At 65.2% G+C, this 16494-nt stretch carries 14 protein-coding genes; 9 read left to right on the top strand and 5 right to left on the bottom strand.

Annotation, left to right across the window (positions count from 1 at the left end):
- Positions 1-9: 9 nt before the first annotated feature.
- From QA642_RS42570 to ftsH, 5 genes are all read left to right on the top strand, one after another.
- Positions 10-741, top strand: a complete 732-nt coding sequence (locus QA642_RS42570; protein WP_283082139.1) for a hypothetical protein — start codon at positions 10-12, stop codon at positions 739-741.
- A gap of 280 nt (positions 742-1021) precedes the next feature.
- Positions 1022-1510, top strand: a complete 489-nt coding sequence (pal, locus tag QA642_RS42565; RefSeq protein ID WP_283082138.1) for a peptidoglycan-associated lipoprotein Pal — start codon at positions 1022-1024, stop codon at positions 1508-1510.
- A 187-nt stretch (positions 1511-1697) separates the two neighbouring features.
- Positions 1698-2774, top strand: a complete 1077-nt coding sequence (gene ybgF / locus QA642_RS42560) for a tol-pal system protein YbgF (RefSeq protein WP_283082137.1) — start codon at positions 1698-1700, stop codon at positions 2772-2774.
- 64 nt (positions 2775-2838) lie between these two features.
- Complete coding sequence (tilS, locus tag QA642_RS42555) at positions 2839-3897, top strand: tRNA lysidine(34) synthetase TilS (protein ID WP_283082136.1); 1059 nt, start codon at positions 2839-2841, stop codon at positions 3895-3897.
- A gap of 294 nt (positions 3898-4191) precedes the next feature.
- Complete coding sequence (ftsH, locus tag QA642_RS42550) at positions 4192-6114, top strand: ATP-dependent zinc metalloprotease FtsH (RefSeq protein ID WP_283082135.1); 1923 nt, start codon at positions 4192-4194, stop codon at positions 6112-6114.
- Positions 6115-6393: 279 nt separating this feature from the next.
- On the opposite strand, the gene QA642_RS42545 is transcribed toward ftsH, so the two are convergent.
- Positions 6394-7251, bottom strand: coding sequence for an alpha/beta hydrolase (locus tag QA642_RS42545; protein ID WP_283082134.1), 858 nt, complete (start codon positions 7249-7251; stop codon positions 6394-6396).
- Between the two features lie 255 nt (positions 7252-7506).
- Here QA642_RS42545 and QA642_RS42540 point away from each other — a divergent pair, with 255 nt between their 5' ends.
- Complete coding sequence (locus QA642_RS42540; protein WP_283082133.1) at positions 7507-8712, top strand: ABC transporter substrate-binding protein; 1206 nt, start codon at positions 7507-7509, stop codon at positions 8710-8712.
- A 160-nt stretch (positions 8713-8872) separates the two neighbouring features.
- Positions 8873-9205 carry a BA14K family protein gene (locus QA642_RS42535; protein WP_283082132.1) on the top strand — a complete coding sequence of 111 codons (333 nt, stop codon included), beginning with the start codon at positions 8873-8875 and terminating at the stop codon, positions 9203-9205.
- Positions 9206-9546: 341 nt separating this feature from the next.
- On the opposite strand, the gene QA642_RS42530 is transcribed toward QA642_RS42535, so the two are convergent.
- Positions 9547-11031, bottom strand: a complete 1485-nt coding sequence (locus QA642_RS42530; RefSeq protein WP_283082131.1) for a hypothetical protein — start codon at positions 11029-11031, stop codon at positions 9547-9549.
- 325 nt (positions 11032-11356) lie between these two features.
- On the opposite strand from QA642_RS42530, the gene QA642_RS42525 reads away from it, so the two are divergent.
- Positions 11357-11521, top strand: a complete 165-nt coding sequence (locus QA642_RS42525) for a Flp family type IVb pilin (RefSeq protein ID WP_128949876.1) — start codon at positions 11357-11359, stop codon at positions 11519-11521.
- A 265-nt stretch (positions 11522-11786) separates the two neighbouring features.
- Here QA642_RS42525 and QA642_RS42520 read toward each other — a convergent pair whose 3' ends face one another.
- The gene (locus QA642_RS42520) at positions 11787-13160 is read right to left on the bottom strand and encodes a hypothetical protein (protein WP_349253824.1); all 1374 of its coding nucleotides are present in this window, start codon (positions 13158-13160) and stop codon (positions 11787-11789) included.
- A gap of 401 nt (positions 13161-13561) precedes the next feature.
- Here QA642_RS42520 and QA642_RS42515 point away from each other — a divergent pair, with 401 nt between their 5' ends.
- Positions 13562-14242 (top strand): TetR/AcrR family transcriptional regulator, encoded by a 681-nt coding sequence (locus QA642_RS42515; RefSeq protein ID WP_283082129.1) that lies wholly within the window; start codon positions 13562-13564, stop codon positions 14240-14242.
- A 152-nt stretch (positions 14243-14394) separates the two neighbouring features.
- Here QA642_RS42515 and pyk read toward each other — a convergent pair whose 3' ends face one another.
- Both pyk and QA642_RS42505 read right to left on the bottom strand, forming a co-directional pair.
- Entirely contained in the window at positions 14395-15831 is a 1437-nt protein-coding gene (gene pyk, locus QA642_RS42510; protein ID WP_283082128.1) for a pyruvate kinase, read from the bottom strand.
- Positions 15828-16424, bottom strand: coding sequence for a DUF1036 domain-containing protein (locus QA642_RS42505; RefSeq protein WP_283082127.1), 597 nt, complete (start codon positions 16422-16424; stop codon positions 15828-15830). Before QA642_RS42505 ends, pyk begins: the two co-directional genes overlap by 4 nt.
- Positions 16425-16494: the final 70 nt, after the last annotated feature.

The raw sequence follows: 16494 nt of genomic DNA, 5'->3' as shown, positions 1-16494 counted from the left end.
GAGTACCAGATGAAGTCAGGAGCCGAACCGCGAGCACCGCAGGACATGCGGGGGGCCGGGCTGTTCGACCGCGTCGACTACCGTCTCATCGAGACTCCCGAAGAACGAGATGCCGTCTATGAGATGCGCTACCGGGCCTATCTGCACGGCGGATTGATCTCGCCGTCGGACTCTCACCGGATCGTCGACGTCTACGACGAATCGCCCAATGCCTGGATCTTCGGCATCTATCTCGACGGCGAACTCTGCAGCTCTCTTCGCCTTCACGTCCTGACGTCTGAGCAGCGGATGTCCTACACATCCGAATTGTTCGGCGACGTTCTTCACCCTCGTCTCGATCGCGGCGAGGTTTTCGTCGATCCTGCGCGGTTTGCCGCGGACCCCGAAAAGAGCCAGCGGTTTCACGAGCTGCCCTATCTGACGCTGCGGCTGGCCTATCTGGCCTGCGATCATTTCAAGGCCGATCTCGGGCTCGCGATGGTGCGGACGGATCACCAGGCGTTTTATCGTCGCGTCTTCCTGCACGAGACCCTCACCGAGCCGCGGCCGTTTCCGGGCTGGCATTCGCGCCAGGTGGTCCTGATGGCCTCGGATTTCGCCAAGCTCCGCGAGCGGGTCCTGACCCGCTTTCCGATCATGCGCTCGAGCGCTTTCGAGCGCCGGATGCTGTTCGATCGTGCCAGCCAGCGCCAGGCCGTGTCCCGGCCGATGCTCGTTTCAGCGCCGCTCAGCCCGGCTTGAGTCGTGTCCCCGGGCTGATGGGGGGTTCTCACGAGCATTCCGTGGCCGCTTAGCCTCTCCTGTCCAAAATTCCAGCAAAACCCGGCATTTTGCGTCCCGGCGCGGCTTGCCTTCACCCTCGCGCCACATTTACAACCCATTAACCATGACGGGTGCTTTTCGCAGGTTGGGGGCATTTGACCGTGTGAGGCAAGGTTCCGTCAAGGTTGACGGAACGTTCGCTTAACCAACCCCCTGTAGACCGGACAGCAGTGGACGAACGTGAGCGTGGAGGCTCCGAATGAACTATCCTATGCGTATCCTCCAGGGATTGAAGCTGGCCGCAGTGGTGGTAATCGCGCTGTCGATGGGCGCCTGCGCAAAGCAGAACGGGGGCCTGGATGCAAATGCGAGCGCGGCGACGCCCGGCAGTCAGCAGGACTTCGTCGTCAATGTCGGCGACCGCGTGTTCTTCGAGAGCGACCAGACCGATCTGACCCCGCAGGCGATCGTGACCCTGGAGAAGCAGGCGCAGTGGCTGCAGACCTATCCGCGCTACTCCTTCACCATCGAGGGCCATGCCGACGAGCGCGGCACCCGCGAATACAACATCGCCCTCGGCGCCCGCCGCGCCCAGTCGGTGCGCTCGTTCCTCGCCTCGCGCGGCATCGATCCGAACCGCATGCGCACGATCTCCTACGGCAAGGAGCGGCCCGTCGCAGTCTGTAACGATATCTCCTGCTGGTCGCAGAACCGGCGCGCCGTCACCGTGCTGAACGCGAGCTCGTAACGCTTTCAGTCAGCTGCCGTTCAGCTTCAGATACGGATGATCCGGCGCCCTCAAGGGCGCCGGTTTCGTTTCAGCGATCTGTGACCGAAACCCCTTTGTAGCAGTCACATTTTTGGCGTACTCCACTTCAATGTGTGGCGCGTCGAGGTTCCGTCGCAGGCCATTTCGCTTTCGTCGTCAGGGCAAGATGTCATCCAGATTTAAGGTCTTTACCGGCACTGCGGCGATCGCCGCGCTGCTCTCCTTGTGCTCGCCCGTGGTCTTGAGCCCGCCTGTTTTGGCGCAGTCCATTCTGGCGCAGTCGGATGACGATCCCGAGATGCGGATCGAGCGGCTCGAGAACCAGCTGCGCCAGCTCACCGGCCAGAACGAAGAGCTGCAATATCGCAACCGCCAGCTCGAAGAGCGCCTGCGCGCGCTCGAGGGCGGCGCGCAAGCCGCCCCCGGACAGGTGCCCAATGTCGCGGCGATGCCGCCGGCTCAGGTCGCGCCGCCCTACCGCCACCAGCAGCCGCAACAGCAACCGGCCCAGCCGGGCTACGAGCAGCCCCAGATCGCCTCTCCCGCGCCGATCGTTCAGGAGCAGCCGGCACCCGGCGCCCCCGGCACGCGCCGCCGCGGCGATGCCTTCGACCCGAGCCAGAGCCCGAATGCGCCCGGCGCGCCGCGCGCGCTCGGCGGCGGCCAGCAACCGATGCCGGCAACCGGCCAGGTCGGTGCCCCCGGCGGCCGCAACGCCGGCGAGCCGATCGATCTCGCCAACACCAGCCCGCGCTACCAGCAAGGCGTGCCGCCGGCAGCACAGCCCGGCTATCCCCCGGCGCAACAGGGCTATCCCGCGCCATCAGGCGGCACCGGCCTGACGACGCTGCCGCCCTCGGCAACGCCGCGCGACGAGTTCGACCTCGGCATCGGCTACATGCAGCGCAAGGACTACGCGCTCGCCGAGCAGACCATGAAGAATTTTGCGCAGAAACATCCGAACGACCCGCTGCTCGGCGATGCGCAATATTGGCTCGGGGAAAGCTACTACCAGCGCCAGCAATATCGCGACTCCGCGGAGGCCTTCCTCGCCGTGACCACCAAATACGACAAATCGGCCAAGGCGCCCGATGCGCTGCTGCGGCTCGGCCAGTCGCTGGCGGCGCTGAAGGAGAAGGAAGCCGCCTGCGCCGCCTTCGGCGAGGTCGGCCGCAAATATCCGCGCGCCTCGGCCGGCGTCAAAGCCGCGGTCGATCGCGAGCAGAAGCGGGTGAAGTGCTGATCCGCTGACAAAGCCGACGGCGTTGCGCTAAACAGTCGATCCATCCGCGGACGATTGCAGCGTCATGTCAGACGACGACAATTCACCGATCTCGGCGCGCGAGGCGAAGCAGCTCTTCGCCGGGCTGAAAAGCGCACCCGCGCTGGTGCTCGCGGTCTCCGGCGGCCCTGATTCCGTCGCGCTGATGTGGCTTGCGGCGCGCTGGCAGCGCAGTTTTTCGCGCGCTCCGCGCCTCCTTGTCGTCACCGTCGATCATGGCCTGCGCCCGGAAGCCGCGCGTGAGGCGCGCGAGGTCAAGCGGCTCGCGGCCGAGCTCGGCCTACCGCACCGGACCCTGCGCTGGCGCGGCGAAAAGCCGAGGACGGGGCTGCCCGCGGCGGCGCGCGAGGCCCGCTACCGCCTCCTCGCAGAGGCCGCGCGCAAGGCCGGCGCGAGCCATGTGCTGACCGCCCACACCCGTGACGACCAGGCCGAGACCCTGCTGATGCGGATGCTGCGCGGCAGCGGATTGGCCGGACTGTCGGCGATGGCGCGTCTGTCGATGCGCGACGGCATCGTGCTGGCCCGTCCGCTGCTCGACGTCCCGAAGTCGCAGCTGATCGCGACGTTGCGGCGGGCGAAGATCGGCTTCGCCGACGATCCCACCAACCGCGATGCGAATTTCACCCGGCCGCGGCTGCGCGCGCTGCTGCCGCAGCTCGCCGCCGAGGGCGGCGATGCCCGCAGCCTGGCGCGGCTTGCAGGCAGGCTCGCCCGCGCCAATGCGGCGGTCGAGGTGCTGGCCGACGGCGCCGAGCGCTTCCTTCGCCTGCGGGATCGCGGCGATGCGTCGCAGGCCCCTCGCCGAAGCTTCGAGGCTTCGGCCTTTGCCCTGCTTCCGGAGGAAGTCCGGCTGCGGCTCCTGCTGCGGGCCATCGACGCCCTCGGCCATGAAGGGCCGGCGGAACTCGGCAAGGTGGAAACCCTCCTGGCCGCGCTCGATCGGGCCATGGCGGCAAACCCCCGTGCACCCGCAAATGGCCGTGCGATCCTGAAGCAAACCCTTGCGGGAGCCTTGATCAGCCTTGCCGGCGGGCGTATCCACATCGCGCCGGCGCCGGCTCGGCGATCCAAGGGCGGATGACAGCGGATCATGACACCGGCCGTTTCCCGCCGTACCGCGTCAGGACACCTTAACCAGGCAGGAAAAACCCCGGCCAGCTCGCCATTATTTCAGCGGGAATTGCTCTAAGATGGGATAAATAGTCCCGTCTCGTTCCCTTGGCAGCGACGGGGGCGGTACCTAAATTGTATACGTCTAACGATGGGGATTCCTTGGGGATTTCCTCGCATTGCCCACGGTAACTGGGCCAGATAAATGGGCAATTAGCTCCCGAAGGATCAGGGCCGCGATCCGCGCGACCACGAAGGAAGATCGATGAACGCCAATCTGCGCAATTTCGCCCTCTGGGTCATCATTGTCTTGCTGCTATTGGCGTTGTTCACGCTCTTCCAGAATCCGGGTCAGCGCGCCTCCTCGCAGGACATCGCCTTCTCCCAGCTGCTGAGCGAAGTTGATCGCGGCAATGTGCGCGACGTCGTGATCCAGGGGCCGGAGATCCACGGCACCTTCACCAATGGCTCAAGCTTCCAGACCTATGCGCCGAACGATCCGACGCTGGTGAAGCGCCTCTATGACAGCAAGGTCCAGATCACCGCGAAGCCGCCCGGCGACAACGTGCCGTGGTTCGTCTCGCTGCTGGTCTCCTGGCTGCCCTTCATCGCGCTGATCGGTGTCTGGATATTCCTGTCGCGGCAGATGCAGGGCGGCGCCGGCAAGGCGATGGGCTTTGGCAAGTCGCGCGCCAAAATGCTGACCGAAGCGCATGGCCGCGTCACCTTCGAGGACGTCGCCGGCGTCGACGAGGCCAAGCAGGACCTCCAGGAGATCGTCGAATTCCTGCGCGATCCCGGCAAATTCCAGCGCCTCGGCGGCCGTATTCCGCGCGGCGTGCTGCTGGTTGGCCCTCCCGGCACCGGTAAGACCCTGATCGCGCGTGCGGTCGCGGGCGAAGCCAATGTGCCGTTCTTCACCATTTCGGGTTCGGACTTCGTCGAAATGTTCGTCGGCGTCGGCGCCAGCCGCGTCCGCGACATGTTCGAGCAGGCCAAGAAGAACGCGCCCTGCATCATCTTCATCGACGAAATCGACGCGGTCGGTCGTCACCGTGGCGCCGGTCTCGGCGGCGGCAATGACGAGCGCGAGCAGACGCTGAACCAGCTGCTGGTCGAGATGGACGGCTTCGAGGCCAACGAAGGCGTGATCCTGATCGCCGCCACCAACCGCCCCGATGTGCTCGATCCCGCGCTGCTGCGTCCGGGCCGCTTCGACCGTCAGGTCGTGGTGCCCAATCCCGACGTCGTCGGCCGCGAGCAGATCCTCAAGGTTCACGTTCGCAAGGTGCCGCTGGCGCCCGATATCAACCTCAAGACCATCGCGCGCGGCACCCCGGGCTTCTCCGGCGCCGACCTGATGAACCTCGTCAACGAAGCTGCACTGACCGCCGCCCGCCGCAACAAGCGGATGGTGACGCAGGCCGAGTTCGAAGAGGCAAAAGACAAGGTGATGATGGGCGCCGAGCGCAAGTCGCTCGTCATGACCGAGGAAGAGAAGCTGCTCACGGCCTATCACGAGGGCGGCCACGCCATCGTCGGCCTCAACGTGCCGGCGACCGATCCGATCCACAAGGCGACCATCATCCCGCGCGGCCGTGCGCTCGGCATGGTCATGCAGCTTCCCGAACGCGACAAGCTGTCGATGTCGCTGGAGCAGATGACCTCGCGCCTTGCCATCATGATGGGCGGCCGCGTCGCCGAAGAGCTGATCTTCGGCCGCGAGAAGGTCACCTCGGGTGCCGCCTCCGACATCGAGCAGGCCACGCGCCTTGCCCGCATGATGGTGACGCGCTGGGGCCTGTCCGAAGAGCTCGGCACCGTCTCCTATGGCGAGAACCAGGACGAGGTGTTCCTGGGCATGTCGGTGTCGCGCACGCAGAACGCGTCCGAGGCCACCGTCCAGAAGATCGATTCCGAGATCAAGCGCCTGGTCGAGGAAGGCTACAAGGAAGCGACCCGCATCCTCACCGAGAAGCACGCCGACCTCGAAGCGCTGGCTAAGGGCCTGCTCGAGTTCGAGACGCTGACCGGCGACGAGATCGTCGACCTGCTCAAGGGCAAGAAGCCGAACCGCGAGTCCGTGCTCGAGCCGACCACGCCGCGCGCCTCCGCCGTGCCCCCGGCCGGCAAGTCGCGCCCGCGCCCCGATCCGGATCCCGGCCTGGAGCCGCAGCCGCAGGCCTGATCGCGGAGCGGCAGATGAAATCGAAAAACGCGGCGGAAACGCCGCGTTTTTTGTTGGCCTCGTCATTGCGAGCGCAGCGAAGCAATCCAGAGTCTTTCCGCAGAGGCAGTCTGGATTGCTTCGCTGCGCTCGCAATGACGATGTGGATGCAACTTAGCTCCAACGATGCGGCACCGATCTCGTAGGGTGGGCAAAGGCGCGTAGCGCCGTGCCCACCATCTCTCCGCGGTCCCGATAGACGTGGTGGGCACGCTTGCGCTTTGCCCACCCTACGGCATCTCACTTCGGTGCTGCATCTCGGCGCTGGAGAAACCGCAGCACATCGTCATTGAACTGCTCGGGATCCTGCAGGAACGAGAAGTGACTGACCTCCGGCTGGATCAAGAGGCCGGCGCCCGGAATGTTCGCCGCCATGAACTCGGTGTTCTCGCGCTTGATCGCCTCGTCGTGGTCGCCGTCGACGATCCAGGTCGGGACCTTGATCGCCGCGAGATCCGCGGCCGTCCATTTCGGCTGGCTCTCCCACATTTTCGTAATCTCCGCGACGAAGCTCTTGTACTCCGTCGGCGTCGGCGAGAGGCGCTTGTACTCCTCGCCGGCCCGCGCGATGTAGGCGTTGAAGACCTCGCTCGAAGCGATGTCCGCAACGCCCGACGGATCCGAGTTCGCCGCGAAGGCGAACAGCCTGCTCACCCGCTCCGGATGCTTCATGGCGATGTCGAGGCCGATGATCGCGCCGTCGCTCCAGCCGACGATCACGGCCTTCTTGATCTTCAGGTGGTCGAGCAGGGCGACCACGTCCGAGGCCATCAGATCGTAGCCGTAGGGCTCCTGGTTGCGGCTGCTGCGCCCATGCCCCCGGCTGTCCATGACGATGACCTGATAGCGGCCTTGCAGCGCGCGGACCTGGTGGCCCCAGTAATTGGCGTTGGCGAGGCCGCCGTGCAGCAGGACCACGGGCTCGCCGCGGCCGAACATGGCGTACCAGATCTTCACTCCGTTGACGGGTGCGAAGCCGCTCTGCGCCGCCTTCGGCAATGTCGGCGTCGGCGGCAGGTTCAGCCATCGCGGCGCCGCATGCGCCGCGCTGAGCGAGATCGTGACGAGAAGCGCGGCGAAGAGATTGCGAAGCAGCATGATGATTATTCCTGTTAGCGATCGGTCGTAGGGTGGGCAAAGGCGCGCTTGCGCCGTGCCCGCCATCTTTCAGTTACCGCAAAGAAGTGGTGGGCACGCTTCCGCCTTCGCTCTTCGAGCTACGGCGAGACAAGTCGCTTTGCCCCCTACGATCGCCGTTACTTATAATGATTGGAGTTCGCCGCAATGTCATGGCATGCTCCCTTCAAATAAAGGTGCGGCACGATCGCACCAACAAAGGGGGAGGGGAAGCCGATGCGCTTTGCGATGGCATTGGGCGCGCTTGGCGCCGTTTCAATTGCAACATTGCCCGCAGCTTCGGTCGCCGCCGAGATGCGCGGCGTCACCGCAACCGAAATCAGGATCGGCCAGACCATGCCCTATAGCGGGCCGGTGTCGGCCTTCGGCGCGCTCGGCAAGGGCGAGGTCGGCTATTTCAAGATGCTGAACGAGAAGGGCGGCATCAACGGCCGCAAGGTCAACCTGATCTCGCTCGACGACAGCTATGCGCCGCCGAAATCGGTCGAGCAGACCCGCCGGCTGGTGGAGAGCGACGAGGTCGCACTGATCTTCTCCTCGATCGGCACCGCCCACAACACGGCGATCGCAAAGTATCTGCAGTCCAAGAACGTGCCGCAGCTGTTCATCGGCTCCGGCGCCTCGAAATTCGCCGACATCGCGCAATATCCGCAGGCGACGATGGGCGTGCAGGCGCCGTTCCGCTACGAGGCGCGGCTCTATGCGCGCTATGCGCTGGCGAAAAATCCGAACGCGAAATTCGCCGTGATCTCGCAGAACGACGATTACGGCCGTGACTATCTCGCCGGCCTCAAGGACGTGCTCGGCGAGAAATACGATGTTGTCGTCACCAACGCGACCTACGAGATCCAGGATCCGACCATCGATTCCCAGATCGTGAAATTGAAAGCGTCAGGCGCCGACGTGTTCGTGATCGCGGCAACGCCGAAATTCGCCGCGCAAGCGATCCGAAAGTCCTTCGAAATCGGCTGGCGTCCGATGACGTTCCTCTCCAACGTCGCGGTGTGGGTCTCGACGGTGATGGAGCCCGCAGGGTTAGAGGCCGGCACCGGCATTCTCTCCACCGCTTACGTGAAGGACCCCGACGATCCCGCCTGGAAGGACGATCCGGGCGTCAAGGGCTGGCGCGAGTTCATGACCAAATATGTGCCCGAGGCCGATCAGCACGACACCAACTATGTCAATTCCTACAACAGCGCGATGGCGCTGGAGGCGGTGCTGAAGGCCTGCGGCGACGACCTCTCGACCGAGAACATCCTGAAGCAGGCCTATGCGATCCGCGATCTCGAGCTGCCGATGCTGCTGCCCGGCATCAAGGTCAACACCGGCCCGACCGACCACGTCCCGGTCGACCAGATGCAGTTCATGCGCTTCAACGGCAAGAGCTGGGAGCGCTTTGGCGAGCTGCAGACGGGGAATTGATTCCCGTCGTTGCGAGCCTGCCGCGTTGCATAAGCAAACGACTCTTTCTGTGTTTGAACGGCCAGATCGCGCCTGGCGGCGAATCTGGAGCGCGGCGAGCTTGTCGTACACACCATGTCGATCCACTTCCCATCGCACCGGCCGCACGCTGCACCGGCCAATGATGGAGATCGACTATGACTGGACTGAAAATCCTTGCTGCCGTGGCTGTGCTGTCGGCCCTGACTGCGACCACCGCCTACGCGCAATCCGGTTTTGCGAGCAGCCATCCAATACGTACGAAGCGGAGAACCCCAATCGCAACCTGAACGGCACGCTGACGCCGGCGGGCCGGCGTGGCCTGGAATTGCCGGACGGCGCAGCAGGCGTGGGCAACGTCCTGGCGCGCGCCGACGGTGCTACGTCGCGTTCGTGCGCCGAGCGCTTCCGGTCGTTCGATCCGGCGACGGGGACCTATCTCGGTTTCGACGGCAACCGCCATCCCTGCAGATAACAGGACCAGCTGAGTGCTCCGACGAAGGTGCGTCCCTCCCCTTGTGGGCCCCCCTCGCGGGGAGGGCTATCGCATATGGCCCAAGAACTTGGGGCACTGAAGCTTCCACAGCGTCATGGCCGGGCCTGTCCCGGCCATCCACACCTCGCCGAGTGGCACAAAGAACGTGGATGCCCGGGCCTTCGCCTCGCCGAAGCGGCTTCGGCCGCGCAGGCGGGACCAGCCCGGGCGTGACGTTCTCTGGTGAATGTTCATTGCCCTGCACTTGCGGGGGACGGCCAGGGGGAGTGCTAGCTCGGGAAGAGGTGCTACGTGTTGATGATGCACCTCACGCCGTGTCCTCACTTCGGTGGCGCCGCGGCCGCGCTATCATCCCGCACATGGACCACCGCGATGTCGTCCGCATAAACCCGCTTCCAGCCCTTGAGCTGGTCGAGGATCTCCGGGCCCGGAGCATCGGCGACCAGGATCGTCGCGTCGATCTCGTATTCATCCAGCAGGCGCGGCAGCAGCGCGGGCTTCTTGCCTTCCGTTGCCTTGAAGAAGTCCATGACGAATTTCTCGCCATAGAGCTCGGCGCGGCCGTCGACGTAAACCGGGATGCCGCGCGAGATCAGATAGCCGCCGAACTGATAGGCGTTGAAGATGCGCTTGGCGCCGAGCTTCTCGATCAGGTCCGCTGCCGCAACCGGCGTCTGCGTCATCGTGAAGGTGAAGCGATGGTGGCCCATGTAGAGCGCGGTCGTGGTCCAGCTCGCGGCCACGATCATCAGCGCGCCAAGCGCGGTGACATAGCGGGCCGGCCAGAGGTCTACGCCGACGGTCTCGAGCTGCGGACGCGGGAACATCTCGCCGAGCGGTTTTGCCAGCACCAGCGGCACCAGGAAGGCGAAAGCCTCGATGCTCCGGACATGGCTCAGCGCGCTCCAGGTCAGGAACAGGATCAGGAAGATGCGGGGCGCCGAGAGCACGAGGCCGCGATAATAACCGAGCGCGATCAGGCCGAGCAGGGCGCCTTCGAACGCAGTGAACGTCGCAAAGTTCGCCGGCATCCATTCGAAGATCAGCGTGAGCAGCTCGCCGAGGCTGAGAATGTTGGTCGCGCCCATCAGCGTGCGCCAGCCATAGGGCGTGCAGCAGCTCGCGATCAGCGCGGCGATGCCGAACAGCACCCAGCGCATGAACAGCGAAAGCCGCTGTCCTTTCTCGGCATGCTCGACCGCTTCGAGCGAGATCGGGCCGATCAGCGCGAGGCCCAGCACGAAGCCGCCATGCAGATTGGCCCACAGCGCCATCAGCGGCAGCCAGGTCCATGACGGTGCGGTTCTGCGGTCGGCAGCGGCCATCAACAGGCCGACCCAGGCCACCATGACCGGCAGCGCCAGGATGTGCGGCCGCGCCAGCACGTGATGGATCGACAGCATCAGCGCCAGCATCGCGAACAGCACCGCGCGCGGCGCTACGATCTGCGCGTCGAGCAGATGGACGAAGATGGCGACCGTGAGCGCCATCCCGATCGCGGTCAGCATCACCGGCCCGGCCCAGTCCCATTGCGCATAGGAGAAGGCGAACAGGACCTGCGACAGCCACGACGTCGAGACCCACGGCGCTCCGGTCCGCGTGAAGGAATAGAAGTCGGTGTACGGCACCGCGCCGTGATCGAGGATCCATTGCCCGATCTTGATCTGCCAGAACGAGTCGGAGTCCTGAAGCAGCGTGTCGCCGACATAGAGGAAGAACAGGTAGGCGCCGGCACCGGCGCACAGCGGCACCAGCGCGCGCGCGCGGCTCTGCACCGCGATGCTGTTGGCGAAGGAAAGGGACATGCCGCCTCGTCGTCCTGCTTGTTCTTGTCGGCTCGAGCATGATGAGCGATTTATCCCATCGCGCGTCAGGCGGCATTGGAGCACGGCCTGTCATAACTTCGGGTAAACCTGTGAGGCCGGCTTCGCTGCGAATGCCGACAATTTAACGGATTGTTTTCAATTCCCCTTTACCATCGGCGAATACGCGCAAACCACTCCGTGTTTACGCAGCCAAGTTAACTGCGACGCAAGTCTTTGCCTCTACGTTTGGTTCCATGGTCGGGCGGCGCTGGGAAGCCGAAAAGACCAGATCAGTTGTAGCCTCGTGTACTCTTTGGAGCAGTCTATGAAGAACCTCGTTTCGCGTTTCGTGAAGGACGAATCCGGCGCCACCGCGATTGAATACGGCCTGATCGCCGCCGGCATCGCGCTGGCGATCATCACCGTCGTCAACAACCTCGGCAGCACGCTGAACACCAAGTTCGGCTCGATCTCGTCCAGCCTGAAGTAAGATCGGACGACCTGGGAATTTCGAGAGCCCCGTCACTGACGGGGCTCTCTTCTTTTGGGGCGGTTGCGCTAGAGCATGATCCGGCCCTGCATGGTTCGCCCGGCGATGCACGCCGCTTTGGCGGGAGGCTGCTCACCATGAGCAGGCTTGCAAAACCCGACCTCGTCCTGAGGGCCGCAGGCGGGCGTCTCGAAGGCAGACTTTCCGCCGCAGTTTCCTCGTGTGCGTGGCCGGGGAACGCGACAGCCGGTGGCCTTGTCTTGACTCACCGTGACTCGGAAGGAAGCTGCGCCGGCGCGTGGTCGCGGACGTGAACCACCGCGATATCGTCCGCATAGAGCCGCTTCCAGCCCGCCAAATGGTCCATGATTCTGGCGGCGGGAATGGTGGGATTCAGCAGCGTCGCGTCGATCCGGTAGGTCTCGAGCAGACGCAGCAGAGTCTCCACGTTCTTGCCCTCGATGGCGTCGAAATAGTCGAGTACAAACTGCTCCCCATATAGCTCGGCCCGGCCATCGATGAAGGTCTTGATGTTGCGGGTGATCAGATAGCCGCCGATCGGAGCCGTGCTGAATATCCGTTGCGCGTGCCGCCGTTCGAGCAGGTCGACCGCAGCCGTAGGACTGTTGACGCCGGAAAAGGCATACCGGTACGGCGTGGCGTAGGAGCGCGTGATACCCCAGGCGGCCGCGACGATCGCGAGCGCCGCGATTGCGGTCATTGCCAAGGAGGACCGCGCCTGGTGCGCGACATCTCTCGTCCATCGCAATTGTTCTGCGATCGGCTTCGCAACCACGAGCGGGGTCAGGAGTGCGAAGACCTCGATGTTTCTGGCGTGGGTGAGTGCCGCCCAGGTCAGGCCGAGCAGCAGGAGAATACGGGTCCACGGCAGCACCAGCCCGCTGTAGTAGCCGATGCCGATCAAACCCAGCAGGACGGCTTCAAACAGGCTGAACGAGCTGAAGTCGGCCGGCGTCCACTCCGAGATCAACGAGAGCAGCTTGCCGAGGCTGAGGATTTTCGTGGCTCCGAGGAGCGTCTCCGAGCCGTAGGGCGTGCAGCAGCTCGCGGCAATCGCAGCAAGCCCGAACAAGGCCCAGCGCGCCGCCAGCGCAGATCGATCCTTGCGATCGGCGGACGCGATCGCATCGAGGCCAATGGGTCCAATCAATACCAGCCCCAGGACGAAGCCGCCGTGGAGATTGGCCCATAACGCCATCAAGGGCAGCAGCAGCCAGGAAGGCGCGGCGCGCCGATCGGCGGCCACCAGCAGCCCGCCGACAAAGGCCAGCATGACAGGCAGGGCCAGCATGTGCGGACGAGCGAGAAAGTGGCCGACCGACATCCAGAGGATGGGGATGAGGAGCAGAAAGGCGCGTACAGGCTCCAGATAAGGCTCGAGCAGGTAGACAAAAATCGCCGCGGTCGCACCGATCGCGAGCGATGTCAGGATGACTGCGCCCGACCAGTTCGATGGCTCGTAAACAAGTGCGAACAGGACTTGCGCCAGCCAGGAACTCGAGATCCAGGCTTCACCGGCCCGCGTGAACGAATAGATGTCGTGGTCAGGCAGTGCGCGGTGTTCGAGAATCCACTGGCCGATCTTGATCTGCCACCACGTATCGGTGTCGCGCAGCATGACGTCGCCGATGCCCAGAAAGAACGCGTAGACGATGGCGCCGATGCAGAACGGCAGGAGCCAGCGCGCAACACTGCGGACGGGAACGCTGCTTGTTGTGGAAACCGACATTGGACTCTCGGGAGTTGAACGACCACGCGCAACAATGCGTCGGCACCTGAGCATGTTCTCCTTTAAGTTGTTGTAAACTGGGACCGGGTCGCTGGGGTCACGCTGTGCAAGGATGCGTTTACGAGTTGCTCGTTTGGGGCTCGGAATTGCGGGCGGGCCGTATGTTCATTTGCATCTTGTCATCCACCCTGAATAGTTGTTCAGTCCTTGCGGGACGATTTGCAACGAATTGAGTGACGAAGCGTTCGGCCGCAGGGCGTGTGGCGGGCGTGTGGGACAGGAAGCGCGCCATGGTTTATCGGCGGACGCATCAAGTGGTTAAGCGCCTGGCGGCCCGGCGCAGTGCGATACTGGCGGCGGCGCGCGAGGCGGCGGCGGAGGGCGGCATGGCGGCGGTGCAGATCGCGCCGGTCGCGGTCCGGGCCAATGTCGCGGCCGGGACGGTCTACCGCTACTTCCCCTCCAAGGCTGAGCTGATCTCCGAACTGATCGGCGAGGTCTCTCGCGATGAGCTCGCGGCGATTCGCCGGGCAGCCGACGCGGCTCCAGGTCCGTCCTCGGCGCTGGCCGCCGCTGTCACCACCGTGGCCGTCCACACCCTGTCGCAGCGCCGCCTGGCCTGGGGCATCCTGGCCGAGCCGGTCGATGTCGATGTCAGCGCGTCACGTCTGGCCAGCCGGCGCGAGATCGCAGGCGAGATTGCCGCCAGGATCGATGCCGCCGTCCGCGCCGGTCATCTGCCGGCGCAGGATACCGCGCTCGCCGCAACCGCCCTGCTCGGTGCGCTGCATGAGGCCCTGGTCGGGCCGCTCGCGCCCGACAATCTCGAAGATCCCGTGAAGATGCGCGACGCGGTGCAGACCGTGACGCTGCTGGCGCTGCGCGCGGTCGGCGTCATGGACGCCCGCGCCCGGGGCCTGGTGGTGCAACAGACGCTGCTGCCGACCGCCAAGGCGCTGGTCGGGGCCTGAAAGGCCCAATGCGACCGAGGCCGGGACCTGATCGCGCTCGGGTCATTGCCTGAGCACGCCTTTTCGCAGAACCCGAGCACAACGGCCGGACTGGCCGGCCTACTGTGCATGGGGTTGTTTTCGCCCTTTTTGTTTTGGCCGCTTTTGCGGACCTACATATTCGCGTCGCCCTCGGGGCCGACCGAGGCGATGCGCACCATGTTGGTGGTGCCGGGGATGCCGAGCGGCACGCCGGCGACGATGATGACGCGCTGGCCGGCGCGGACGAACCCGTCGCGGAACGCGATCTGACCCGCGCGGCTCACCATGTCGTCCTGGTCGCGCGCGTCCTCCGCCACCACGCAGTGCACGCCCCAGACCACGGCGAGCCGGCGGCCGGCGGTGATGTTGGGCGTGATCGCAACGATCGGCGGCTTCGGCCGCTCGCGCGCCACGCGCACTGCGGTCGAGCCCGAGCTGGTCCAGCAGATCAGGGCCGGCAGGTCGAGCGTCTCGGCGATCTGCCGCGCGGCGTCTGCAATGGCATCGCCGGCAGTAGATTCGGGAGAGGGGCGCTGGGCGGCGACCACCGAGCGATAGGTCGGGTCGCGCTCGACCTCCTCGCCGATGCGGTTCATGGTCGAGACCGCCTCGACCGGGAATTTGCCGGCGGCCGATTCCGCCGACAGCATGATGGCGTCGGCGCCCTCATAGACGGCGGTGGCGACGTCGGAGACTTCGGCGCGGGTCGGTACCGGCGACTGGATCATCGATTCCAGCATCTGGGTCGCGATCACCACCGGCTTGCCGGCGCGGCGCGCCATCCGCGTCATCTGCTTCTGCAGGCTCGGCACGCGCTCCAGCGGCAATTCGACACCGAGGTCGCCGCGCGCCACCATCAGCGCGTCGGAGGCCTCGATGATGTCGGCAAGGCGGTCGATCGCCTGCGGCTTCTCGATCTTGGCCATCACGGCGGCACGGCCGCGGATCATCTTCTTGGCCTCGATCACGTCGTCGGCGCGCTGCACGAAGGACAGCGCGATCCAGTCGACGCCGGTGACCAGCGCCGCCTCGAGATCTGCCTTGTCCTTCGATGTCATCGCCGAGACCGGCAGGTCGGTGTCGGGCAGGCTGACGCCCTTGCGGTCGGACATCTTGCCGCCGACCACCACGCGCGTCACCGCGTGCTCCTTCGAGGTCTCCTCCGCGATCAGCCGCACCTTGCCGTCGTCGAGCAGCAGCGCATGGCCGGGCCGCAGCGCGGCGAGGATCTCGGGATGGGGGAGGTTGACGCGCGTGGCATCGCCCGGCGTCTTGTCGGAATCGAGCGTGAAGATCTGGCCGTTCTGGAGCTGCACCGCGCCCTCGGCGAAAGCGCCGAGCCGGAGCTTGGGGCCCTGGAGGTCGACCAGGATGCCGATCGGCCGGCCGTAGCTGCTCTCGACGTTGCGGATCGTCGCCACCAGCTCCCGCATCTTGTCATGCGGGGTGTGGCTCATGTTGATGCGGAAGATGTCGGCGCCAGCCTCGAACAGACGGCGGATCATCGCGAGGTCCGACGAGGCAGGTCCGAGGGTCGCGAGAATCTTGATACGGCGAAGACGCCTCATGGCTTATTTCCAGATGGGGGCGAGGGAGCTGGCGGGAGGCCAGGCGCGGCGGGGGGCGTACCACCGGGCGGACTATTGGGCAAACCGGGCACCCCGCCCGGGCCGACCGGACCCGGAAGGCCGGGCACGCGCTGCTGCTGTGACGGCTGCTCGTTGGCGTCGGTGAGCTGCACGGTCCAGGCCCGCTGCTCGCCGGTATCGACCTCGAAATAGCCGGTCCGGTCATAGCCGCGCGCGAGGCAATCCTCGGTGCCGCGGATCGTGAATTCCTTGTCGCGCGAGCACATGAAGGCCTGCCCCGACCATTCGCCGCCGCGGTCATAGTCGATGGCGTAGATGTAATAGTAACGGGCGACCAGTGTTCCCCGCAGCAGGGTTTCGCAGGAGCGGGAGGAGATGTTCCACCAGCCCTCGGTGGTCCAGCCCTCGGCGTCCTTGTAGCCGAGCGCAATGCCGACCCGGCTCGAGGTATTGTTGCAGAGGCGGAAATCGGCGGCGGCCGGGCTTGCCGAAAGACATAGCAAGGCAACCGCCAGCACCGGGACCAACCGGACAAGCAGGCGAACGGAGAAGCGGGAAGATTCGGCGATCATTGTCGCGGAACGTATACCAGATGATTGACGATTTGGCGTAGGGCCGGGGGGAACCGCCCGTCAGGCCCGC

The sequence above is a fragment of the Bradyrhizobium sp. CB2312 genome (assembly GCF_029714425.1).
Taxonomy (GTDB): domain Bacteria; phylum Pseudomonadota; class Alphaproteobacteria; order Rhizobiales; family Xanthobacteraceae; genus Bradyrhizobium.
Note: the sequence above shows the minus strand (reverse complement) of the source record. Positions and strands in the feature narration are given on the sequence as shown.